This window comes from Paraburkholderia sp. FT54, from assembly GCF_031585635.1.
Classification (GTDB): domain Bacteria; phylum Pseudomonadota; class Gammaproteobacteria; order Burkholderiales; family Burkholderiaceae; genus Paraburkholderia.
This window is the reverse complement of the sequence record NZ_CP134196.1, coordinates 619,360-643,442: the sequence shown is the minus strand read 5'-3', so window position 1 is coordinate 643,442 and position 24,083 is coordinate 619,360. Positions and strand designations below refer to the sequence as shown.

14 protein-coding genes and 2 pseudogenes are annotated in these 24,083 nt (G+C 61.1%); 7 read left to right on the top strand and 9 right to left on the bottom strand.

Annotation, left to right across the window (positions count from 1 at the left end; genetic code table 11):
- Window positions 1-27 precede the first annotated feature (27 nt).
- Window positions 28-255, top strand: a complete 228-nt coding sequence (gene tatA, locus RI103_RS22350) for a Sec-independent protein translocase subunit TatA (RefSeq protein ID WP_310817683.1) — start codon at window positions 28-30, stop codon at window positions 253-255.
- Window positions 256-301: 46 nt separating this feature from the next.
- Window positions 302-889: a Sec-independent protein translocase protein TatB gene (tatB, locus tag RI103_RS22345; RefSeq protein WP_310817682.1), complete on the top strand. Its 588-nt coding sequence runs from the start codon at window positions 302-304 to the stop codon at window positions 887-889.
- 72 nt (window positions 890-961) lie between these two features.
- Here tatB and RI103_RS22340 read toward each other — a convergent pair whose 3' ends face one another.
- Entirely contained in the window at window positions 962-3,559 is a 2,598-nt protein-coding gene (locus tag RI103_RS22340) for a 2-oxoglutarate dehydrogenase E1 component (RefSeq protein WP_310817680.1), read from the bottom strand.
- Window positions 3,560-3,818: 259 nt separating this feature from the next.
- Window positions 3,819-5,453, bottom strand: coding sequence for a methyl-accepting chemotaxis protein (locus tag RI103_RS22335; protein ID WP_310818539.1), 1,635 nt, complete (start codon window positions 5,451-5,453; stop codon window positions 3,819-3,821).
- Window positions 5,454-6,067: 614 nt separating this feature from the next.
- On the opposite strand from RI103_RS22335, the gene RI103_RS22330 reads away from it, so the two are divergent.
- The 5 genes and pseudogenes from RI103_RS22330 to RI103_RS22310 form a co-directional block, all read left to right on the top strand.
- Complete coding sequence (locus RI103_RS22330; protein ID WP_310817679.1) at window positions 6,068-9,232, top strand: efflux RND transporter permease subunit; 3,165 nt, start codon at window positions 6,068-6,070, stop codon at window positions 9,230-9,232.
- 44 nt (window positions 9,233-9,276) lie between these two features.
- Complete coding sequence (locus RI103_RS22325) at window positions 9,277-10,506, top strand: efflux RND transporter periplasmic adaptor subunit (protein WP_310817677.1); 1,230 nt, start codon at window positions 9,277-9,279, stop codon at window positions 10,504-10,506.
- A 47-nt stretch (window positions 10,507-10,553) separates the two neighbouring features.
- On the top strand, window positions 10,554-12,020 hold the full coding sequence (locus RI103_RS22320; RefSeq protein ID WP_310817675.1) for an efflux transporter outer membrane subunit: 1,467 nt from the start codon (window positions 10,554-10,556) through the stop codon (window positions 12,018-12,020).
- 144 nt (window positions 12,021-12,164) lie between these two features.
- Window positions 12,165-12,590: pseudogene (locus tag RI103_RS22315) on the top strand (cupin); the annotation flags it as partial.
- Between the two features lie 40 nt (window positions 12,591-12,630).
- Window positions 12,631-12,726: pseudogene (locus RI103_RS22310) on the top strand (IS6 family transposase); the annotation flags it as partial.
- Between the two features lie 64 nt (window positions 12,727-12,790).
- On the opposite strand, the gene RI103_RS22305 reads toward RI103_RS22310, so the two are convergent.
- From RI103_RS22305 to RI103_RS22275, 7 genes are all read right to left on the bottom strand, one after another.
- Window positions 12,791-14,518, bottom strand: a complete 1,728-nt coding sequence (locus RI103_RS22305; protein ID WP_310817674.1) for a methyl-accepting chemotaxis protein — start codon at window positions 14,516-14,518, stop codon at window positions 12,791-12,793.
- Between the two features lie 373 nt (window positions 14,519-14,891).
- A complete protein-coding gene (locus RI103_RS22300) occupies window positions 14,892-17,189 on the bottom strand; it encodes an NADP-dependent malic enzyme (RefSeq protein WP_310817673.1) in 2,298 nt (765 codons plus the stop codon).
- 35 nt (window positions 17,190-17,224) lie between these two features.
- Entirely contained in the window at window positions 17,225-18,580 is a 1,356-nt protein-coding gene (gene dctA / locus RI103_RS22295) for a C4-dicarboxylate transporter DctA (RefSeq protein WP_310817672.1), read from the bottom strand.
- A 163-nt stretch (window positions 18,581-18,743) separates the two neighbouring features.
- Entirely contained in the window at window positions 18,744-19,910 is a 1,167-nt protein-coding gene (locus tag RI103_RS22290) for a mandelate racemase/muconate lactonizing enzyme family protein (protein WP_310817670.1), read from the bottom strand.
- A gap of 227 nt (window positions 19,911-20,137) precedes the next feature.
- Window positions 20,138-20,455 (bottom strand): flagellar transcriptional regulator FlhD, encoded by a 318-nt coding sequence (locus RI103_RS22285; RefSeq protein WP_310817668.1) that lies wholly within the window; start codon window positions 20,453-20,455, stop codon window positions 20,138-20,140.
- Between the two features lie 379 nt (window positions 20,456-20,834).
- Window positions 20,835-21,776, bottom strand: a complete 942-nt coding sequence (locus tag RI103_RS22280) for a hypothetical protein (RefSeq protein ID WP_310817666.1) — start codon at window positions 21,774-21,776, stop codon at window positions 20,835-20,837.
- Window positions 21,777-22,583: 807 nt separating this feature from the next.
- Window positions 22,584-24,080 carry a chemotaxis protein CheW gene (locus tag RI103_RS22275; RefSeq protein WP_310817665.1) on the bottom strand — a complete coding sequence of 499 codons (1,497 nt, stop codon included), beginning with the start codon at window positions 24,078-24,080 and terminating at the stop codon, window positions 22,584-22,586.
- Between the last annotated feature and the right edge of the window lie 3 nt (window positions 24,081-24,083).

Here is a 24,083-nt window from a genome sequence, read left to right as displayed (position 1 = left end):
TTCATTACATATGAAAGGAGTTTGATCATGGGTAGCCTCAGCATGACGCACTGGCTGATCGTCCTGGTAATCGTTGCGCTAGTTTTCGGCACGAAGAAGATCCGCACTTTCGGCTCGGATCTCGGCGGAGCGATCAAGGGTTTCAAGGAAGGCATGCAGGAAATCGAACCGGTTACCGCGGACGCCGCCGCGAAGGCAGCGCCGTCGGCCGCGCAGATCGACGTGCAGAATCCTCCCGCTGTTTCACAACAATGAACCGTGCATGTGATTGATTTCGCCACAAACTGGAGAGACGGTTGCCATGTTTGACATCGACATTTCCAAAATGGCCGTCATCGGCACGGTTGCACTGGTCGTGCTCGGTCCCGAAAGACTGCCCCGTGTCGCGCGTACCGCCGGCACGTTACTGGGGCGCGCGCAACGTTACCTCAGTAGCGTGCGGGCGGAAGTAGACCAACAGATTCGGATCGACGAACTGCGCAAGCTGAAGGAAGGTTTCGAACTGACGGTGACCAATGTGCAGGGCACCGTCGACCGTACCGTGCGCCAGCATGCGGGTGAACTGCAAGCCGGCGTCGATGCGGCGGCGGCAAGCTTGAAAGAAGCGTTGCCAACCGCCTACCTGCCCTCCGTCCACGAAGGGCCAGGCGATTTGCAGGCGGATCTATTCAAGGTTCGACCCGCGCGGCTGCCGATGTCGGGGCAGTCCGATGTCTCGGTTCGCTCGCCTCGCGCGGATGCTGTTTCGCTCATGACACCAGCATTTGCGGGCCAACAGCCGCGGGCGAGGTGGCGCGGATCGGTGTCAGGCAGCCGAGGCGCCTCTGTCAAGCGCACTCGCGTTGTCTCGATGGCCGCCAGCAAAGCGCTGGGACGGAACAGCGGGTGAGCGCTTCGACAGGCGGCATCTGCTGCGATTGCGGATTGCGGATTGCGGATCGTATATCTGACCAGGCTGCTGTCAGGAAGCCATACTGTTGAGCGTCGCCGCCACCAGACGGCGTTGCTCATGACGATGTGCCCGAATCGACGAATGCGCGCCCGATGCAGTGGCGTTGCGGCACACCTCGCGCAGCCGGCATCCCGACCGCAACAGCCGCTCGAGTTCCTCACGCACGAAGCGCCATGCACCCTGGTTGCGGTCTTCTTCCTGCGACCAGACGATTTCGGTCAGGTTCTCGAATCCCGATAGCAGATCGCTTAGCTCCGCGCGCGGGAACGGATAAAGCTGTTCGACGCGCACCAATGCGGTCGCGCTATCGCCGGTAGCGTCGCGCGCCGCCTGCAGCTCATAAAACAGCTTGCCGCTGCAGAGCACGACGCGGGTGATCACGTGCCGGTCGGTCACTGTGTTGTCGCGCAGCACCGGTTGGAACAGACCGTCAGTGAATTCCTCGATCGACGAATGCGACGCGGTGTTGCCATACAGCTGCGATTTTGGCGACATGACGACGAGCGGCTTGGGTCGAGGCAACACGGCCTGCTGGCGCAGCAGATGGAACCATTGCGCCGACGTCGACGGGACCACGACACGCATGTTTTCGTCCGCGCACAGCTGCAGAAAGCGGCCAAGGAAACCGTTCGAGTGTTCCGGACCGACGCCTTCATGGCCATGCGGCAGCAGGACGGCGAGCGCGGACTGATAGCCCCACTTGAACTCACCGGCCGCGATGTAATGATCGATGATGACCTGGGCTCCGTTCACGAAGTCGCCATACTGCGCTTCCCAGATCGTCATCCGGAATTGCGTCTGCACGCTGTAGCCGTATTCGAAACCGAGCACCGCTTCTTCCGTAAGCGGCGAATTGATCACATCGATGGCGCCCTGCCCGGCGGCGATGTGCCTCAACGGGACGTGAATGGGATCTGCACCCTTCCCGGAAGTCTGGTTGTGCCACACCACATGCCTGTGCATGAATGTGCCCCGGCCGACGTCCATGCCAGACAGACGGATGCCATGGCCTTCGGACACTAACGAGGCATATGCAAGGTTCTCCGCAAAACACCAGTCCGCAGCGCGGCCCTCATGACCGGCCACCGCTTCCCACTTCCCGATGAGCTTGCGAACGGATTCATGCAGTTGAAATCCATCTGGCACGTGGGTCATCGCTGCAGTCAGTGACTGGATGCGTTCGAACGATATCGGCTCGAACGCGATCGGCGCGCCCTTTTTCGGCACCGCCGCGACGCGAATAACCGCATCGGTATCAACCGGATGGCTCTGCAAGTTTTGCAGTGCCTCTTCGCGAAGGTAACCGAGCGGTTGCTCGGCGCCGATCGCAGTGTGATAGAGCTGCGTTACCGTTGGGTGAGCAGAGATGGCCGCCTGCACGGCCGGTTGGGTGATATCTGCAATGTCGTGTTCCGAATGACCGAGCCGCCGGTAGCCGATCAGGTCGATGATGACGTCCGCGTCATGCTTCATCCGGTAATCGAACGCGATACGGGCAGCGCGAATCACGGCTTCAGGGTGGTCGGCATTGACGCGAATGACGGGCGCGTCGATCATCCGGGCAATGTCCGTGCAGTATCTGCTCTCGCGCATGTCCATACGGTTGGGCGTGGTGAAACCGATCTGGTTGTTGACGATGACATGGATGGTGCCTCCCAGCGTATAGCCACTCGTGCGCGTGAGGTTCAGGGTTTCCATGACGATGCCCTGGCCCGCGAACGCGGCGTCGCCATGAACGACAATCGGCACGCAGCCGGCACCCGGGTGCTCGTCCTGCCATGCCCGGGCCATGCCGCTGACGACCGGCAACACGCTCTGCAAATGCGATGGGTTATGCGCCAGCACCACCTCGACTTCGCCGTGCGGCGTTTGCTTGCGCGCGGTGCCGCCGAGATGATAGGGCAGGTCGTTTTGCGCGGCGGAAAAGTCGGACTCGTGGTCGAGACTGGCCAGCATCTTCCACACCGGGAAATCCATCAGGTTGACGAGCGCATTCAACCGTCCACGGTGCGGCATACCGAGGAAGATCTGGCGTACGCCGTCGATGCCGGCGCTGTCGATCAAAGTATCGAGAAGCGGTATGAGGCTTTCGCAGCCTTCCAGTGAGAACCGCTTTGCGTGCTCGTCGCGGGACGCGACCAGGTGCTCCCAGCCCTCGGCGGCAAGCAGGCGCCGCAGCACCGCCTCGCGCTGTTGTATCGTCGGCTCGGGGAAGATCAGTTCCGATTCCATGCGGGTGAACAGCCAGTGTCGGCGGATCTCGCTGCGCACGCCACTGAGGTCGAGCGCGATCTCGCTGCAGTAGACACGTTTGAGTTGGTGCTCCAGCTGCCCGACGGTGGGTGCGAAAGGAAACCGGACCTGATCGGCAGGACGCTTCTGGCTGGGATCGAGGCCGTAGAACTGCGGCGAAAGCCTCGGCGCCACCACGCCGGGAATGAGGGAAAGCGGATCGAGATTGGCAGCCTGATAGCCGAACTGGCGATGTGCCTCGATCAGGCGGTCAATCCGCAGCGAGAGCGGGGTCTGCGTTTCGACGTACGGCTGCTGCGGGGCCGAAGCAGAATCCTGTGGAACGACGACATGCTCGGAGTAATCGTTGGACATGGTATGTAGCGTATGGAGAGATACCGTTAATCGGACCTCGCCCGCCGCTCTTCGATACACGCCCTCCCACGGAATTCCAGTCTGATACTTCAGGGCGGGCGCCATCGAGCAGTTGGCGAGTTGGCCCGGACCGTTGGGTGCGCACACCCTGTAGTCACGCGCCAGCGCTTACTTGACCCGGCCGGTTTTCATAACCCGGCTTGCGTCTCCGTCCTTTTTTTGGTTTGTGCTACTAATGCTTCGTGCTGCAGCGCTGCATTCAGTTGCCAGGCAGCAGGGGCTCCGGCACAACGTCAGTCACGTCGTACGCGTCATCAATCTGTCCAACTCGCTGGTTCCGGGGTCGCGCGCCATCCAGCTTGAATTCGGCGACCATTTCGGTCAGTTCGGCGGCCTGGTCGCGCAACGCCTGTGCGGCGGCCGCACTCTCTTCGACGAGCGCCGCATTTTCCTGGGTGACCTGGTCCATCTGCGTGACGGCGCGATTGATCTGCTCGATCCCGTCGCTCTGTTCGCTGATCGACGAGCTGATTTCGCCGACGATGGCCGTGACGTTTGCGATACTGCTGACCACCTCACCGATAATCTGCCCGGCTTCCTGGACAATCTTGCTGCCAAGATCGACATGGCCGACAGAGTCGTCGATCAGCGCCTTGATCTCCTTGGCGGCCACCGCGCTGCGCTGCGCGAGACTGCGCACTTCGCTGGCCACCACCGCAAAGCCGCGACCATGTTCGCCCGCACGCGCCGCTTCGACGGCTGCATTCAACGCGAGAATATTGGTCTGGAATGCGATGCCCTCGATGACGCCAATGATGTCGACGATCTTGCGCGACGAGTCGTTGATGGCACTCATAGTGTCCACGACGCGATTGACGGCGTCGCCGCCCTTGCCGGCAATGACCGACGCGCTTGAGGCGACACGGTTGGCCTCGAGCGCGTTCTCCGCGTTCTGTTTGACCGTGGACGTGAGCTGCTCCATCGCGGCTGCCGTCTGTTCCAGCGCACCGGCCTGCTGTTCCGTGCGGCTCGACAGATCCATGTTGCCGCTCGCGACTTCGCGCGATGCATGCGTGATCGTCTCAGTGCCCTTGCGCACCCGGACCACAATGCCGTGCAGGTTCTCGGTCATATGCTTCAGCGCCTGGAGCATTCTGCCGATCTCGTCTTTCGTGTCGACGTCGAGGCGATGCGTCAGGTCTCCTTGCGCCACCGCTTCGGCGAGACTGACTGCGCGGTGCACAGGCCGCGTGATGCTCCGCGTGATGACAATGGCCGTGGTGACCGAGACGACGATCGCGCCGAGCGCCAGCAGCAGCATCTGGACCGTGGCGCCGCCGGCGTCGTCGGCCGCCTGTGCCGTGTCCTTCTTCATCTGGTCAGCCTGATAGTCGACCATTTTGTCGACCAGCACGTAGTAGCTGTCCTGCTGGCGCGCGAGGTCGCCAAGGTAGAGCTCGCGGGCGTCCTGCTGGTTCTTCGCCTTGATCTCGTCGAAGAACTTGCGGACACTGCCGCCATAAACGGTGCGAGCCTGGATCTGCTCCTTGAAAAGTGCTTTGGCGTCGTCGCTCTGAAGCATCTTTTCAAGCTTGTCGTACGCATCGGCGTTGGCCTTGCGGATGACGACGTAAGCGTCCATGTATTTGCTGGCCTCGTCTTCAGACCTGGCCAGCAGCAGATTGCTGAGGATGGCGTTGGCCTTGTAGCCGTTGTTCTTGATCTGGTTGCTCAGCGCAATCAGTGAGTAGCGTTGGCTGACGATGGCGTCCATCTTCGCGTTGCTGGAGTTGAGATGCTTGATGCCGAGGACAGCGGTTCCAATGATCAGCGCCACGACAAGGGCAAATGCCGAACTCAGGCGAGCCCCGATTCTCAGGTTTGCAATCCACATCATTCTTTCCCCAACTCCTATCTCGACGATGCTTCCGATGCTGAAGCGACGTTAACGACGCGATCGCAGCGCTCGGTCCAATGGCCGTCCCTGGCGCGCGCGGATCCCGGCGCCTATGCGTCATGCCTACGGCGCAGACAACCAGGCCGCCCTCATCCGCGTTCGAAGCCACAAACTTCAAAAGGGCATGCCGGGTCGACGGTCGTTTCCGCCTTCCAAATGGACAGTCCTACGGGTTTACGCCAATTTATCTGATGAATTAAGGGTGACTTTCAGTTGCGGGGAATTGGCCGTGAACTGAAAGGAGCGGCAGGCCGGTAGCCGGCCGCGGGTTGTTGCGGGATGGGATCTCTTGGGGTGTCGCTGTAGACCAGGTCGGGGCGCAGCCACGCTCGGCGGTGTGCTCGTGCCGTTGGCGGTGACCGCCTCTGGCCAGCGCGGTCCAGCGAACGCGCCGGACGATAACTTCGCAAAACGCTAACTAAATAAAAGTTAATGCGAGTGGCGATGTTCGCTTAAACCGCGCCCGCGATCATGGCGTCTGTTACACACCTCGTCGGTTCCCGCTGGACCAGGGCGCCGACGCAATGCTCATCCGACACAGACACCTTTACATGAACGCCATTGTCCTGGTTGCCTTGCGCCGCCCGCTCACCTTCGTGGTGATGAGCATCCTCATACTCCTGTTCGGCGCGATGGCCGTATTGAAGACCCCGACGGACATCTTTCCCGCCATCCGCATCCCGGTGATCGCGGTCGTGTGGAACTACAACGGCCTGTCTCCGCAGGATATGTCCGGCCGCGTGGTCTACTACTACGAGCGCGCCCTGACCGCGACGGTGGCTAACGTCGAACACATCGAGAGCCAGTCCTTGTACGGCGCCGGCATCGTGAAGATCTTCTTTCAGCCGGGCACCGACATCGCTGCCGCCCAGGCCCAGGTCGCATCCATCTCGCAGACCGTGCTGAAGCAGATGCCGGCAGGCATCACGCCGCCTCAAGTGCTGGTGTACAACGCGTCCTCGGTCCCGGTGCTGGACCTTCAGGTCTCCGCGCAGAACATGACGGCCGCGCAGGTGTACGACATGGCGTCCAACCTGGTGCGCCCACAACTGGTGGCCGTGCCGGGCGTCTCGATTCCGGCTCCGTACGGGGGCGCTTCACTGAACGTCGAAATCGATCTGAACCAGGCGAAGCTGCTGGCGCACGGCCTCTCGGCCGCCGACGTAGCGGCGGCACTCAGGGCGCAGAACGTGGTGCTTCCCGCGGGCGATCAGAAGATCGGCGGACTCGACTTCATGGTTGAAACGAATTCGACGCCTCTCAATGTGCCGACGTTCAACAACATGCCGATCAAGACGGTCAACGGCGCGACAGTCTATCTGCGCGACGTCGCCTACGTCCATCGCGGCGCGCCGCCGCAGACGAACGCGGTGCTGGTGAAAGGCAAGCAGTCCGTGCTGATCCAGATCTTCAAGAGCGGCAACGCGTCGACACTCGCCGTGGTGGCAGGCATCAAGCAGGCGCTGCCCGGCATTATCCGGACGCTGCCGGCGGGCGTGAAGGTCACGCCGCTCAACGATGCCTCGGGGTTCGTGCGCGATTCGGTGGAAGAGGTGGTTCAGGAGATGATCACGGCAGCGATCCTGACAGGGTTGACCGTGCTGCTCTTTCTCGGCAGTTGGCGTTCGACGCTGATCGTCGCGACCTCGATTCCGCTCGCGATCCTGTCTTCGATCCTGGTGCTGCACTACACCGGGCAGACGATCAATGTCATGACGCTTGGCGGATTGGCGCTCGCGGTCGGTATTCTGGTCGACGACGCCACCGTCATGATCGAAAACATCGATTCCCACCTTGAAGGAGGTGCCGAGCTGGAGCCGGGCATCATTGCGGCGGCAAACCAGATCGTCGTGCCGACGCTCGTCGCGACGCTGTGCATCTGTATTGTCTGGCTGCCGCTGTTCCAGCTGGACGGCATCTCGGGGTATCTGTTCCGGCCGCTTGCCGAAGCCATTATCTTTGCGATGATCGCTTCGTTCATCCTCTCGCGCACGCTGGTGCCGACCATGGCCGCATGGCTGCTGCGCGGCCAGGTGCACGGGCACGGGCATGAGCACGGAGGCAATCCTGGTTTTTTCACCCGCTTTCAGCGCCGCTTCGAGCGGGGATTCACGCACTTTCGTGATCGATACCGGGACGTGCTGACCGCCGCCGTGACTCATCGCCAGCGCTTCATCCTCTGCTTCGTCATTTTCGCGGTCGCGTCGATGGGTCTGCTCGCGTTCCTCGGCCGTGACTTTTTCCCAAGCATCAAGTCGGGTGAAATCGATATGCACATGCGCGCACCGATCGGTACGCGGCTTGAGGATGCGTCGAAGATCGCGGTGCTCGCCAATGCCGAAATCCGCAAGATTCTGCCGGGCCAGGTCTCCAATCTGGTCGACAACTGCGGCCTGCCCTCCAGCAGCCTGAACCTGGCCTATACCTCTGACGGCACAATCGGTCCACAGGACTGCGACATCACGATCACGCTGAAGAATGAACAGTCGCCTGTGGAGGACTACCGGTTCAAGCTGCGCCGCGCGCTGCCGAAGCTGTTCCCCGGCACGACGTTTACCTTCCTGCCCGGCGACATCACGGCCAAGATCCTGAACTTCGGCCTGCCCGCACCGATCGATGTGCAGATCTCGGGCCGCGGACAAACGCAGAACATGGCCTTCGCGCAGACGCTTGCTGCACGCCTGCACAAGATTCCAGGCGCGGCCGACGTCAACATTCAGCAGGCGTTCAACGAACCGACGCTCAGGGTTGCCGCGGACCGCTCGCTTGCCTCCGGTATGAACCTGAGCGAAGCCGACATCGCGGACAACGCGCTTGCGACACTGTCCGGCAGCGGGCAGACGGCGCCGACGTATTGGCTCGACACGACGACCGGCGTCTCGCACCTCGTCAACTTGCAGACGCCGCAAGACCAGCTCGCGTCGATGAACGACCTCGAGACGATTCCGATCGCTCAAGGCAACGGCGGCAAGGCAGGTGGACCGCAGCCGCAGTTGCTGGGCGCGCTCGGCACCGTCACGCAAACGGGCACGCCTTTGCTGGTGTCTCACTACAGCATCCTGCCCTCGATCGATATCTACGTCAGCAACCAGGGACGCGACCTCGGCGCTGTCTACGATCAAGTCCAACAGGTCGTGAAGGAGATGAATTCGCAGGTACCGCATGGCGCGAGCGTGCACGTGCGCGGCCAGGCTACGACGATGAACAGCGCATACGCGCAACTTCTGGGGGGATTGGCGCTTTCCGTGCTGCTGGTTTATCTCGTCATCGTCGTCAATTTCCAGTCATGGCTCGACCCTTTCATCATCATCACGGCACTGCCAGGGGCACTCGCTGGCATTGTGTGGAGCCTCTTCCTCACCCATACGACCGGTTCAGTGCCCGCGCTGACGGGCGCAATCATGTGCATGGGCACGGCGACGGCCAACTCGATCCTTGTCGTGTCGTATGCCCGTGAGCGCCTCGCGGAACACGGTGATGCGATCGTCGCCGCCATCGAAGCCGGCTATGCCCGTATCCGCCCGGTTCTGATGACCGCCCTCGCCATGATCATCGGGATGCTGCCGATGTCCATGAGCAACACTCAAAACGCACCGCTCGGACGCGCGGTCATTGGTGGACTTCTCGTCGCGACGTTTGCCACTTTGCTGTTTGTTCCCTGCGTGTTCGCGATGATGCATCGCAACGACAAAAATGCCACGGAGTCTCATGTATGAACGTAAATCGCGAAGTTGCGGCTCCGAGCCGAATCCGACCCAAATTGTCCGCCGCGATCGCCGCCCTTGTTCTTGCCGGCCTTGTTGTCCACGGCATCGTCGAGCGCCACGACACTGTCACCGATCTTAAATCGGTCGCCGACGAGGAGTCCGTACCGCAGGTTCAGGTGATGTCGCCTACGTCAGGACCCGCCACGCGAACGGTCACGCTGCCCGGCAACATCAAGGCCTGGTACACCGCGCCGATCTATGCGCAGGTTTCCGGCTACGTGCGCAAGTGGTACGTGGATTACGGCGCGTCCGTCAAGGCCGGTACGTTGCTCGCCACGATTGACGCGCCTACCGTCGACGAGCAATACCAGACGTCGGTCGCAAATCTCGACGTGGCGAAAACCAACGGCACGCTTGCCAATGTGACGGCGAAACGCTGGAAGGCACTGGCGGGCACGGAAGCCGTCGCGCAGGAAGAGGTGGACGTGAAAGTCGCGGATGCCGCGGCGAAGCAGGCTCAAGTGCTGGCAGCCCAGCATGACCTTGCGCGCTACCACGCGCTGGAGGGGTTCAAGAATATCGTGGCGCCTTTCGACGGCGTCGTCACCTCGCGCGACACGGACGTGGGCAACTATGTGAACGCCGCGGGCGGTGACGTCAGTTCCCGGGGAACGGCGGACGAGCTGTTCTCGGTAGCGGATATCCACAAGATGCGGCTCTTCGTTTCCGTGCCGCAGGACTATGCGGACATGCTGAAGCCGGGCCTCGAGGCGACTTTCACGCTGGCCCAGTATCCGGGCCGCGAGTTCAAGGCAACGCTCCTGACCACCGCTAATGCGTTCAACCCGCAGACGCGAACCGTCGTCACGGAACTGGTGGCTGATAACCCGGATCATCTGATCTGGCCAGGCACCTATGCGACGGTTCAGTTTGTCGTGCCCGCCAACCAGAGCGTGCTCGTCGTGCCCGAACAGGCGCTGCTGTTCCGCGACCAGGGCATGCAGGTGGCGGTCATCGATTCGGACAACCGGGTGCACCTCCAGAACGTCAAGCTCGGGCTGAATCTCGGCCAGAACGTTCAGGTGCTCTCCGGCCTGCAACCCACCGACCGCTTCATCGCCAATCCTTCCGCGGGCACCCTCGAAGGCGAGAAAGTGCAAGTCGTAAGCGGCGTGCCGGGCGTCGCGCCGCAAGCGCAGGTGCGAACTGTGGCATCTCAGCCGGTGCATTCAGACGGGAATCAGCAAGGCAACACCGCAGCTGCGACGAGTGAGCCGAAATGATGCGTTACTTCAATCCTCGTTGCCGTCTTGCCGTCGCCACGGTCCTGATGCTGCTCGGTCCGCTTGCCGGGTGCAGTCTTGCGCCGCCCTATACGCCACCGAAAATGGCGCTGCCCGCCAGTTACAAAGGAACCGGGCCCTTCGCGCTCGCGCATCCGGAAGCGCAGCTCATGCAAGGTGACTGGTGGACCATGTTCGGCGATCAACAACTCGATCATCTGGAAGCCAGCCTGAACGCCGCCAACCCCAATCTTCAGGCAGCGGAGGAAACTTACACGCAGGCGCGCGATATCGTGGGCGAGGCCCGCTCGCAGTTGTTTCCGCAGTTGAGCGCCCAGACGTATGGATCGCAGAACCGCCAATCCGAGCACCGACTGTTCCGCGCCAACGGAGGCGGGCTGAGTGAGGAAGGTACGCTCGGCTACGGGGCGGCCCTGTCGTGGGAGCCGGATTTCTGGGGCGAAATTCGGAATCGGACCAACTATGCGAAGGCCAACGCCCAGGCCACTGCCGCGATGGTTGCATCGGCACGCCTGAGCCTCGAAATCGAACTGGCCGATGACTATATGGCGCTGCGGGGGCTCGACTCGGAGCATGCGGTCTATACGAAAACGCTCGCCTATTACGGCGACGCGCTCAAGATCACGAAGCTGCGTTTTGCCGGGAAGATTGCGGCAGGTCTCGACGTCGAGCGGGCTCAGAACCAGCTCTCCTCGGCACAGGCAGCCGATACCGACATCCAGGCGCAGCGCGGCGTGCTCGAACACGCAATCGCCGTGCTCGCAGGCGAAAACCCGTCGATCTTCAGCCTGCCCGCCGAAGAACTGACGTCCCTGGCGGTCCCCACCATTCCGGCGGGCGTGCCCTCCGCCCTACTGCAACGGCGCCCTGATATCGCACAGTCCGAGCGACAGATGGCGGCAGAAAACGCGGCGATCGGCGTGGCGCGCGCGGCGTTCTATCCGAACATTCAGTTGAGCGCCAATGCGGGATTCCAGAACGACACCTTCGGCGGGCTCGCTTCCCTGTCCAACAGCCTCTGGTCAGTCGGCGCATCGGCCGTCCTGCCGCTCTTCGAAGGCGGACTGCGCAGAGCGGAGGAGCAGCAGAGCAAGTCGGCGTTCACGCAGGCCGCGGACAATTACCGCGCGACTGTGCTGCAGGCGTTTCGCGAGGTCGAAGACCAGCTCGTGCTGACCAACAGTCTTGTCTCGGAGAACACCCAGCAGCAAGATTCTCTCAAGGCTGCGCGGAAGGTGCAGGATCTCGCGCTGCGCCTCTATACCAACGGTCTGGACAACTACCTTAGTGTGACCGTTGCGCAGGTCGCCACGCTGAGCGCCGAGCTGGCAACGGTTCAGGTGCAGACCCGCCAACTACAGGCAGCTGTCGGGATGATTGGCGCGGTGGGCGGCGGCTGGAGCACGGCGGATCTGCCGACCTCGAAACAAACGATCCCCTTCAATCCGCTTGCGCTTCACCACGCGCCAGGTGACGTTCGCGAACCGGATTGAGGATCGACCTGACCGGCTTTGACTGGTCCGTAAAAACCGCGCTCCCCAACCATATAGATCAAGCATCCTAATTATCTATACACACTACGCAGTAACTGGAATCAACTTATCGATCGCGCTTTAACCACAGGTAAAGGATTCACGATGACTGATCTGTCTAAACGCAAAGTTCTGGTAGGCGCTACTGCATCGGCGGCCGCCCTCGGCGCGGCTGCCACCGCCCAGGCAGCTTCGTCCGGCAGCCCGGACCGGCCGCCCGAAGGCCAGATCAACGCGAAGAGCCCTACCAGCCTGAGCGACCCGGGCCCGCAAAGCCCGACGCTCGCGGGCCAGTCCCCATCGTTCCAGAATCCGCCGGCCGCCGACGTCAATGGCCTGCCGCTCTTCTGGACCTCGTTCAACGACGCGCACAAGCGCTATCAGAACGGCGGATGGGCAGGTGAAGCGACGCAGGACGACTTTGCGATTCCGGAAGACATCTCGAGCGTCAGCATGCGTCTCGCGGCCAACGGCATGCGCGGGATGCACTGGCACCAGCAGGCCAGGTGGGCGATCATCGTGGACGGAAAGGCTCTGTCACGTTCGCAAGGCGATCACGTACGATTGCGCGATGGAGAAAAGAAAATCGCGTGACCACGGTAATCGCTTTCCGGCGGCGCTCATCAGTTGCGCGGTGCGCTGGTATTTCAGGTTTCAGTTCAGCCTGATCGCCGAAGATTTGAGGTTGATCGGACTTCGGCAGCGTGCCGCCGTCTGGTGAGTTCCGCCGTTCAGAATGTTTCCCAGTTCATACCACCGGCATCGGAAGTGCCTAGTGCACTCCCCTCTGCAACGAGGATGGCTCCCTTGTTCGACGGAGCCGACTCCACTCGACGAGACGTGCGGCCCCCCGAAGCCGACCGGCGCGGTTCGCTCCGCCGGGCGTCGACGCCCGGCGTGATTGACTCCGTCTCGCCGATCCTGAAGACCGCAACCGCGCTTTGCAAAGTATCGGCTTGGCCTGCCATCGACTGGGCAGCTGCTGACGCCTCTTCCACCAACGCGGCATTCTGCTGGGTGACCTGGTCCATCTGCATGACGGCCTGATTGACCTGCTCGATGCCGGTGCGCTGTTCCTCCGACGCCGCCGAGATTTCATTCACTATATCGGTGACATGCTTCACAGACCGGACGATTTCACTAATCGTGCTTCCTGCTTCGTCCACAAGCCTCGAGCCCGCATCCACCCGACTGACCGACTCGCCGATCAGGTCCTTGATCTCTCTCGCAGCAGTCGCACTGCGTTGCGCGAGTGTGCGGACCTCGCCGGCCACGACGGCAAAACCGCGTCCCTGTTCGCCGGCACGCGCCGCCTCGACCGCTGCGTTGAGCGCAAGGATGTTGGTCTGGAACGCAATGCCTTCAATCACCGTGATGATCTCGGCCATCTTGGTCGAGCTGCCGGAAATTCCGTGCATTGTTTCAACCACGCGACCGACCACTTCACCCCCGCGCCGGGCAATATCCGACGCCGTAGTCGCCAGCGTCATGGCCTGCTTCGCGTTATCCGCATTCTGCCGAACCGTGGCTGTCAGCTCCTCCATGCTGGACGCGGTTTCCTCAAGCGACGCAGCCTGCTCCTCCGTGCGCTGGGACAAATCGGTATTGCCAGTCGCGATCTGCCTGGAGGCGACAGCAACCGAACTCGCCGAGAGCCTGACTTCGCCGACAACGGCCCCCACGCGCGCCAGCAAGGCATTGAAGGCAATTGCAGTTTGACCGATCTCGTCCATACGGCCGACCTTCGCTGTGTGGGTCAGGTCCAGCGATTGGCTAACTTCCTGTAACGTCTGCTGGATATTCTTCAAGCCGGAAGTAATCGCGCGGTAAAGCTGGATGCCCAGGCCGCCGCTCACGACCAGCGCCGCGACGACGCAACTCACTAACAGCCAGAAAGCCTGGGCGTAAGCTGCGTTGTTCGCATCGCGCAGATCCTCGCCGAGCTTGTTGTTGTAGGCAATATGGCTCTCGAGACCCGATGTCAGCGCCCCGGCTGCCTTGTGAACAGCACCGTCGACCAGCAAGGCCTTCGCACCTTCGGCGTCTCCCGCATGGACTTTCGCCTGAAAGCCTTCCCGGGCTGCACGGTAAGCCGCGATATTCGACTTGTCGGCCTGGAACATCTGGCTGTCAGTTTCGTCCGAAACGTCACTGCGCTCGTATGCGGCGAAATGATCATCGATACTTTTGTTGAGGACAACGACCTCTTTTTCGACTTGAGCCTCGTCTGCGGTATCGGCGTGATCCGCACTGACAAGGTAGCGGTAATTTAGCCGGCCGAAGCCCGCGATGTCATATTTGGCGCCGCTCAATTCCTTCATGCTGGGAATGATATCGGACTGCACAGACTGAAAACGTTGTTGTGCCCGATTCAGATGCCATAGCCCGAGAATGCCCACGAACAGCAGGGTTAGCTGGGCGACTAATAGTGTGAGAAGCAGGCGTCGGGAGAGAGTCATGAGGGGGTATTTTTCCACGGAGTAACCACAACCATTTATCGGCACGTGTTCTCAATGGTTTAGGGTTCAACTTATAGATCTATGTCGATCCGCCGTCTCGATGGCTCCGAAACACGGACACGACGCACATCTCGCACCGACGCGGTTTTTCTCGACCGTGATGGCGGCGCGCGGATCCGTCGTTGACCGATACCGATTTCACAGTGATCTCACCGGAAATCGCGGCTTGGGTCCGGCTCTGTCAACTCTCGCAGATACCTTCAGATCGGACCGTCACGTCTCGATGATGAATCGCCGTCAGTGACCGCGTTCTGCCATCGCGACTCCTGGCAGAACGCGTCGATAACGCAACTCGATTGTGCGAACCTCTCGGCTACTTGAGCGCATTCACATCGGCCACCAGCAGCGCCGTCATGTTGACGATCCGGCGCACCGTCGCCGAAGCCGTCAGCACGTGCACCGGCTTGGCCGCGCCCAGCAGCATCGGACCAATCGCGATGTTGTTGCCCGCGGCGGTCTTCAGCAGGTTATACGAGATGTTGGCCGCGTCGATGTTCGGCAGCACCAGCAGGTTCGCATCGCCTTCGAGCGTCGAATCGGGCATCACTTCGCGGCGCAGATTCGCGTCGAGCGCAATGTCGCCGTGCATTTCGCCGTCCACCTGCAGGTCCGGTGCGCGTTCGCGCAGGATCGCCAGCGTGTCGCGCATCTTCTGCGCGGTCGGCGCGTTGCTCGTGCCGAAGTTCGAATGCGACAGCAGCGCGATCTTCGGCTCGATCCCGAAACGGCGCACTTCCTCCGCCGCCATGAGCGTGATTTCAGCCAGCTGCTCCGGCGTCGGATCGACGTTCACGTGCGTGTCCACCAGGAAAATCTGCCGGTTCGGCAATACCAGCGCGTTCATCGCCGCGTAGACCTTCGCGCCCGCCTTCTTACCGATCACCTGATCGATGAAGTGCAGGTGGCGATGCGTGGTCGACACCGTGCCGCAGATCATGCCGTCGGCCTCGCCCTTTTCCACCAGCATCGCGCCGATCAGCGTGGTGCGGCGGCGCATTTCGAGCTTCGCCATCTGCGCACTGATGCCCTTGCGCGACATCATCTTGTGATATTCCTGCCAGAAGTCGCGGTAACGCTCGTCATGGTCGGTGTTCACGACCGTGTAGTCCTGACCCGCAACCAGACGCAGGCCGTAGCGCGCAATGCGCTGCTCGATCACCGCCGGACGGCCGATCAGGATCGGCCTGGCCAGCTTTTCGTCGACGATGATCTGCATCGCGCGCAGCACGCGCTCTTCTTCGCCCTCCGCGAACACGATGCGCTTCTTCTCCGGCTCGACGCCACGCGCGAGCTGGAAAATCGGCTTCATGGTCGTGCCGCTGTGATACACGAACTGCTGCAGATGCTGTTCGTACGCTTCCATGTCCTCGATCGGACGCTCGGCCACGCCCGAATCCATCGCGGCCTTCGCCACGGCCGGCGCGACCTTGACGATCAGACGCGGGTCGAACGGCTTCGGAATCAGATATTCCGGCCCAAACGAGAGATCCTGGATGCCATACGCGGTCGCGACGATGTCGCTCTGCTCCTGGCGCGCCAGTTCGGCGATCGCGTTGACCGCCGCGATTTCCATTTCCCGCGTGACCGTCGTCGCGCCCGCATCCAGCGCGCCGCGGAACAGGAACGGGAACACCAGCACGTTGTTCACCTGATTCGGATAGTCGGTGCGGCCCGTGCACAGCACCGCGTCCGGACGCACTTCGAGCGCCAGTTCCGGCAGGATTTCCGGCGTCGGGTTGGCCAGCGCCAGGATCAGCGGCTTGTCCGCCATCTGCCTGACCATGTCCTGCTTGAGCACGCCGCCGGCCGACAGCCCGAGGAACACGTCCGCGCCGCCGATCGCTTCGGCGAGCGTGCGGGCGTCGGTTTCACGCGCGAAGCGCTCCTTGTCCGGATCCATCAGTTCGACACGGCCCTTGTAGACCACGCCGGCCAGATCCGTGACGGTGATGTTCTCGAGCGGCAGGCCGATATCGACCAGCAGGTCCAGACAGGCCAGCGCCGCCGCACCCGCGCCCGAGGACACCAGCTTGACCTCCCTGATGTCCTTGCCGACCACCTTCAACCCGTTGGTGATCGCCGCCGCGACGACGATCGCCGTGCCGTGCTGGTCGTCGTGGAAGACCGGAATCTTCATGCGCTTGCGGCATTCGCGCTCGACGATGAAGCAGTCCGGCGCCTTGATGTCTTCGAGGTTGATGCCGCCGAAGGTCGGCTCCAGTGCTGCAATCACATCCACCAGCTTGTGCGGGTCGGACTCGTTCAGCTCGATATCGAACACGTCGATGCCGGCGAACTTCTTGAACAGCACGGCCTTGCCTTCCATGACCGGCTTCGAGGCGAGCGGCCCGATGTTGCCCAGACCCAGCACCGCGGTGCCGTTCGTGACGACACCGACCAGATTGCTGCGTGCCGTGAAGCGCGCGGCGTTCAGCGGGTTCTCGACGATTTCCTCACACGCGAACGCGACACCAGGCGAGTAGGCCAGCGCGAGGTCGCGCTGGTTGATCATCTGCTTGGTCGGGGCGATCGCGATCTTCCCGGGAGTCGGGAATTCGTGGTAATCGAGGGCGGCTTCGCGGAAGCTCGTCGTTTCAGAATGCCTGGTCATTGCTGCAGTGCTCGGAATAAAGTTAAATCAAAGGCTCAATGTGCGCGGGATCGAACAATGGCGTCTTTCGGCTTCGTTCGATCTGTCTGCTCTTCAGTCGTGGCTTCCAAGGCATCGAGGCTCGTGTCGGTACGTTCGAGCATGGCGCGAGCCTTATTCATATCGAGTGCCCCTTCCCAACGTGCTACCACGATGGTCGCTACGCCGTTGCCGATCAGATTGGTGACTGCACGCGCCTCATTGAGGAAACGGTCGACGCCGAGCAGCAGCACCAGTCCAGACGCAGGGATTTTGTGCATCGAGGCCAGCGTGGCAGCCAGCGCGACGAACCCGGCTCCCGCCACGCCGGCCGACCCTTTGGATGTCAACAGCAGCACGCCGAGGAGCAGCAGCTGGTCCCAGATCGTCAGGTGGATATTCAGCGCCTGGGCAACGAACATCGATGCCATGGTCAGGTAGATCGCCGTGCCATCGGCGTTGAAGGTATAGCCCGTAGGCAACACCATCCCCACTACGGGCCGAGAGCAACCCAATTTCTCCATCTTGATCAGCATCTGAGGGAGCACTGCTTCAGTCGAAGCGGTGCCGAGCGTAATGAAGATTTCATCCTTGATGTAACGGAGATACTTCCATAGCGACAGCCCGCTCAACCTCATCGCCAGACCAAGCACAACAGTCACGAAAATAATCGAGGTGAGGTAAAGGCATAGCATCAGCTGGCCGAACGATGCCAGCGTACCGATGCCGTACTTTGCGATGGTAAAGGCCATGCCGCCGAAGGCACCGATGGGCGCGACATACATCACGATCCGCACGATACCGAACATGCCCTGAAGGAAAATATCGAGCATGTCGACGAACGGCGCAGCGCGCGGACCCAGCCTCGCGAGCGCGATTGCAAGCAGAACGGAGAAGAAAATGATCGGCAGGATCTCTCCATTGGCGAACGCTCCAACAATGCTATTTGGAACGATGCTCATGAAGAACTCCAGCATCCCGTGTTGCTGTGCCGCCTGGGTGTACGTGGCAATGGAAGAACTATCGATATGCGCGGGATCAATGTGCATACCGCTGCCCGGCTTGACGACATCCACGATGACGAGGCCGATAGCGAGGGCAATCGTCGATGCGATCTCAAAGTAGACGACCGCCTTGACGCCGACGCGACCGGCCTGATGCAGGTCGTTCATCCGCGCAATCCCAACCACGACGGAAGCGAAGATGATCGGCGCGAGCAGCATCCGGATCAGTTTGATGAACAGGTCGCCGAGTGGTTTGAGCTGCGAACCGATGTCAGGATAGAAATGGCCGACGAAGATACCGGCAATAATTCCAATCAGAACCTGCACGTAGAGCTTGGAAAGGGACTTTCCGATCTTTGAAACCCGCACGACGGTCTCCTATGCGTGGCATCTTTTAATGAAAATCAGTTTGAGCCGCCACGGGAGAGCCTACCGCCGCAGCGAACACGAACCGATTTCGCCTGCATTGCCTGGTCTATTTCTTTGAACGTGACACCGCTCCGTTACTCGGCGCGTTTTACTGCTGGACGGCTTATGCGGACAGCTTTTGCATCTCGGCGAAGAGATCGGCTTTGCCTTCGAAGCCGATGCCGGGCAGATCGGGCATCGTGATGAAGCCGTTTTCCACCTTCACGCCGTCGGGGAAGCCACCGTAAGGCTGGAACAGGTCCGGATAGGATTCGTTACCGCCCAGGCCAAGTCCGGCCGCGATGTTCAGCGACATCTGATGGCCGCCGTGCGGAACGCAGCGGCTCGGCGACCAGCCGTGCTGATGCAGCATGTCGAGCGTGCGCAGGTACTCGACGAGGCCGTAGCTCAGTGCGCAGTCGAACTGCAGCCAGTCGCGGTCCGGACGCATGCCGCCATAGCGGATCAGGTTGCGGGCGTCCTGCATCGAGAACAGATCCTCACCCGTCGCCATCGGCTTGTCGTAGTAGTTGCGCAGCGTCGCCTGCAATTCGAAGTCGAGCGGGTCGCCCGGCTCTTCGTACCAGAACAGGTCGTATTGCGACAACGCCTTCGCGTACTGGATCGCCGTGTCGAGGTCGAAGCGGCCATTGGCGTCGACCGCGAGTTTCTGTCCATCGCCCAGCACGCTCAGGATCGAGTCGATGCGGCGCAGATCTTCATCGAGCGAAGCGCCGCCGATCTTCTTCTTCACGACCGTATAGCCACGGTCGAGGTAGCTGCGCATTTCGTCTTTCAGTTTCCCGTGGTCCTGGCCCGGGTAGTAGTAACCGCCCGCCGCGTATACGAAAACCTTGCGGTCGGGCTGGCCATTGCCGTAACGGTCGGCCAGCAGCTGGAACAGCGGCTTGCCTTCGATCTTCGCCACCGCGTCCCAGATTGCCATGTCGATCGTACCGATCGCGACCGAGCGCTCGCCGTGGCCGCCCGGCTTTTCGTTCGTGAACATGGTCGCCCAGATCTTGTGCGGATCGAGGTTGTCGCCCGCATCGTTCACGAGCGTGGCGGGGTCGGCTTCGAGAATGCGCGGAATGAAGCGCTCGCGCATCAGCTTGCCCTGGCCGTAGCGGCCGTTGGAATTGAAGCCATAACCCACCACCGGCTTGCCGTCCCGGATGACATCCGTCACCACGGCGACGAGACTCAACGTCATCTTGCGGAAGTCAATGTAGGCATTACGGATGGGGGAACTGATCGGAACGGTCTTTTCGCGGACTTCGACGATTCTCATGGATATGTCTCGTGAGTACTGTGCTTATCGAATGCTTTCTGGCAGCAATTCCGACCAAGCTTAGCAGCGAAACGACCGGCCAAACTTCGCTCCAATTCATTTCATTTTTTACTTAAAGTGACAACTGATTCCACGTCGGATTTCGCCGATTTGCCCACTATCTTGCCCAACGAAATGCCCCTGACCGACTCGCCGCCCCTACTCGCACCCGAGCCCAGAATCGCAAGCTAGGTGGGCGGAAGTTCGCGCTTACCGTCTACCGGCAGACATCCTGCGTCGGCCGTGAGGGTCGATGAAGTCATTCTCTCGGCGATTCCCTTATTCGTGATCGCGGAAAGAATGACGTGTCCGTTGACGCCAAACCGGCACAGTAACTGAGTCGATGCGGCGAGTATTTCGGCTTCCTCCATCGTGAGATTCAGGATGAAATCCGCCAGTTTCTCCGTGACGCCCATGCTCGCCATGCCCATCGCCTTGTCTATGCGCAACAAACGTTGCGCCAGCTTCAAATACGACAAGTTGACGTTTTTTATCTCCGTCAGCATTTTTCGATCAGCCCCTCGTACGCTCAACGCAATCTCCAATGCGCGACTGGAGGAGGCTAAAGACCCTCTGCCACACGTCAACTCCTTTTGCGACTGCAAGGCATTCGTCTCGTCCGGAACGCGTTGGAGACTGATATTCCTGCGAGACGCGGCAAGTTCTGGCTGCCGGCAGCGAGAGCTTGCTGACCAAAGATCGTTTCAAACCTACGGAACTCCTCGCATTGAACATGTCACGAATCGGCAAAATTGCTGAGCTCGCTTCGCTGGCGCGGCGCGAGTCATAAAATCGTCGCCTGCTCTCATCGGAGAGCACAGCGTAGGCTTCGTTGACCTCCTGCAATTTTCGCGCGTCGCCCTCTGCATCGAGCAAGTCAGATCGCTAGGACTGGCCGCCATGTTGGTCCGTCGCCATCGACTGGTTCGGATCCTCGGTGATCAACTTCCTCTGGAGGTTTTGGATTTGATTGTCGAAGTCATATCCGCTTTCACCCCTGACGTATCGCCATAGTTCGACCCGCTCGCCCGAGCCGAGCGCAACCCATTTCACCGCCATTGAATATGACGGCTCGTCCATTTGTCGATAGATGGAGTCCGGGCCGGCGATCTTGAAGTTGCACATGGCCACGGTCTTCGTATCGCCGCTCGCGATGGAGTTTCTCGCGCCATTCCACTCGCCATCGGTTTGGCCGCTCGCATAGTCGACCGGGGGAATATGTTGAACCCGCATCCGCTCGTGCGCGGCAACGGCCCGCAGGAAGCCACCATTCGGGCCTGCCGCGGCATCAGCGCGATCCGCCTGCTGAACCATGAAATCGCCTACATGATTGTGCAACGGGTCATCAGCGAAGCCGACCGCCGAAATGGGAAACTTCGATTTGTTGGAGATTGCGAATGAGGCGAAGCAATGCCGGCTCATCTGGTCTTCGTCGAACGAGCCGCCAACCATGGTAACCGCCACGCGCTGCAGGCTCTCGTATTCGTCTTTTTTCTGTCGCAGATCGTTGAGCCTGTTTTCGATGGCGGCCTTGTAGGCTGGCCACTTCTGCCTTTTGCAATCCAGCGTGACCTCTCGCCGGCGGACCTCCCACTTGAGCATTCGCTCCGTCAAAACATCGTTTGACGTTTGGTAATCGTCGGGATATTCGAAGCGTCCTGCGACCACCTGAGCGGCCTTGCAGAAGTCACCGCTTTTCATCTCCGCGTTGTAAAGACGAAGCGCCTTTTCCTCGATCCGGTCGTCTTTGGTCTTCTCTCTTCCGCATCCGGCCAGGAGGGTTGCAGCGATGAATAGCAGTGTGTAGAAAATGGCCGTCTTTTTCATTTGAAAGGTCTTTGTCTTGATCTCAGGTGGATCGAACAACCACTAGTGCCCCGACTTGCTTCGCGAGGAACATGATCGCTTTCACCAGCGCGCAATCGTCGCGCTCTACACCCGGACGGATTGCCGGTCGATCTTGATGTAGTCGAAGTGAAATCGCCGCGTCGGGACAAGGTTGCCGTTTTCAGTGTCGAAATCGTCGACGGCAAGCTTGACACCCGATGAGCGCTGTCCCCAGGAGTTCTGTATGTTGAGCGGCGAACCTTCAATGCCGGGCCGGGCGAGCTGCTGCCACCCTGTTCCGCGACGTGGGCAGCCTGCACACCGAGCTGCCGTGCCGCATCGAAACACTCGGGGGAGGGTTCTCAAACGCAAAGCCTTCCCGTTCAGGCGCAACCGCTACGCCATGATGGTAAATTTCATTTCATGAATTCATCGTACAAAATATCGGCTCGCATTCGGCCCACCTTGAGTGAAAAGCGGCATTCGCGGCGGTTTGTCGCAGCCTGGCTTTAAAACCTCAGCGCAGAAATGCTCAGGCAGCACGCGAGTTGCCACGCGTACTGCCATGCAACCAATCATTCCGTTCTGGCTGGAGAGATCCTGTTTGTGACGGGTCAACCGTCACTGGCCATCATCTTGCGAAAGCGGGCGAAGGGTCGGCTGCTGTCCTTTGAGTGCGAACGCATCAATGGAGAACAAAGAACTTGAAGAAACTGTAGGGTGCCCTTCGTTTTCCTTTCGATCGGCCGAAGTCCCGTTGTCGACGCAGACGTCGGTGTCTGAGGTTGATGCTCAGCCTTCCTCCGTTTAGCCAGCCTCTACCACTGCCTGCTCGCACAGCGTCGCCAGATCGATCAGCAGTAACGTGCCGCGTCCGGGCAGCTCCACCGCCTCCTTCATGCCGTTGCCGAAGCCATTGCCGAGCTGCCGCGTCAGCATGGCGGGCACTGGGATACGGCTGGCCGCTTCGATAGTCACGATGTTGTCGACCGCATCCACGACGAGCCCGAACTTTTCGCCGCGATGCTCGACAATCAGGATCTTCGCGTGCGTCAGGTCTTCGTATGGCGGCATACGGTACATCGCGCGCACGTCGATTACCGTCACCAGTTCGCGGCGCAGCTGCAGCACGCCGCGAACGAAATCCGGCGCGCCTGGTGTGACGGCAACGTCATCCGAGTAGTCGATCACCTCGCGCAACTGACCGATGCGCACGCCCAGCAAGTGTACGAGGCGGAACGTCACGTAGGTCTCGCGCGCGCTGCCGGGTTCGCGGGCGGCGTCGCCCGTCCGCGGCCGGTTGCGGTACAGATCGTGATGGCCGCGCGCGACCGCCGCGATCTGCTCGTGTGCGCACAGTGCGTCCGGATTCAACAGGATGATGCTGCCGCGCCCTGCGTTGCCGAGGCATCCGGCGAACAGTGCGACGTGCCGGCGGCTGTAGGCCGGCATCGTCATCAATTCGTCGTCACGGTAGCTGACGATGCTGCGCACTTCGTCGACCATCAGCCCGACGTGAACGTCATTCTGGTTGAGCACGACGATGCGCCGTTCGTCGACATTCGCGGCCTCATCTGGCGCTGCTGCGTCGTCGCGAGTCAGGCCCATGAAACGCGTGAAATCGATCACCGGCAGGGTCGTGCCGCGCAGATTCAGCATGCCGATACAGATAGCATCGGCGAGCGGCGACGGGTGCATCGCCGGCACACGGATGATCTCCTGGATGGCGGCTATCGGCAGCGCCAGATGCGCGCTGGCGACCCGAAACGACACGGTCTGGCGCCGCTGCTGCACGCGCCGCCCTGAGGCGGCGGCACGGTGATGCAATTGCGGCACATCCGGCAGCCCGAGCAGCGTCGCCGCCGAGAGAATCTGCACGATCCGTTCACCGTCGTTCAGCTTGAGCGCGCCGCAAATCACAAGCGGCGTATTGTCCGGACGGTCGAACACGATTTTTTGCGCCGCCGGCACGCGCTGAATTTCGCCGGTCGAATCGAACAGCAGTCCCGCGCGCGCATCGCCCAGTTCGATGATGGCGATCTTGCTCGACGAGCGCTCGCCGCGCTCCGGCAGATGCAGCAGCTGGCGCAGGTCGACAATGGGAATCAGCGTGCCGCGCAGATTGAAGAGGCCGAGCAGATGACCCGGCGCGAGCGGCACCGGCGTGACTGCCGCCGGATAATTGACCACTTCCTGCAAGGCCGCCACCGGCAGCGCAAGTTCGGTCTCGCCGAGATGAAACGAGCCGAACCATTCGACGGCGGGCGTGCCGGTCGTTGCGGCACAGGCGCGGGTGAGGTCCATGAT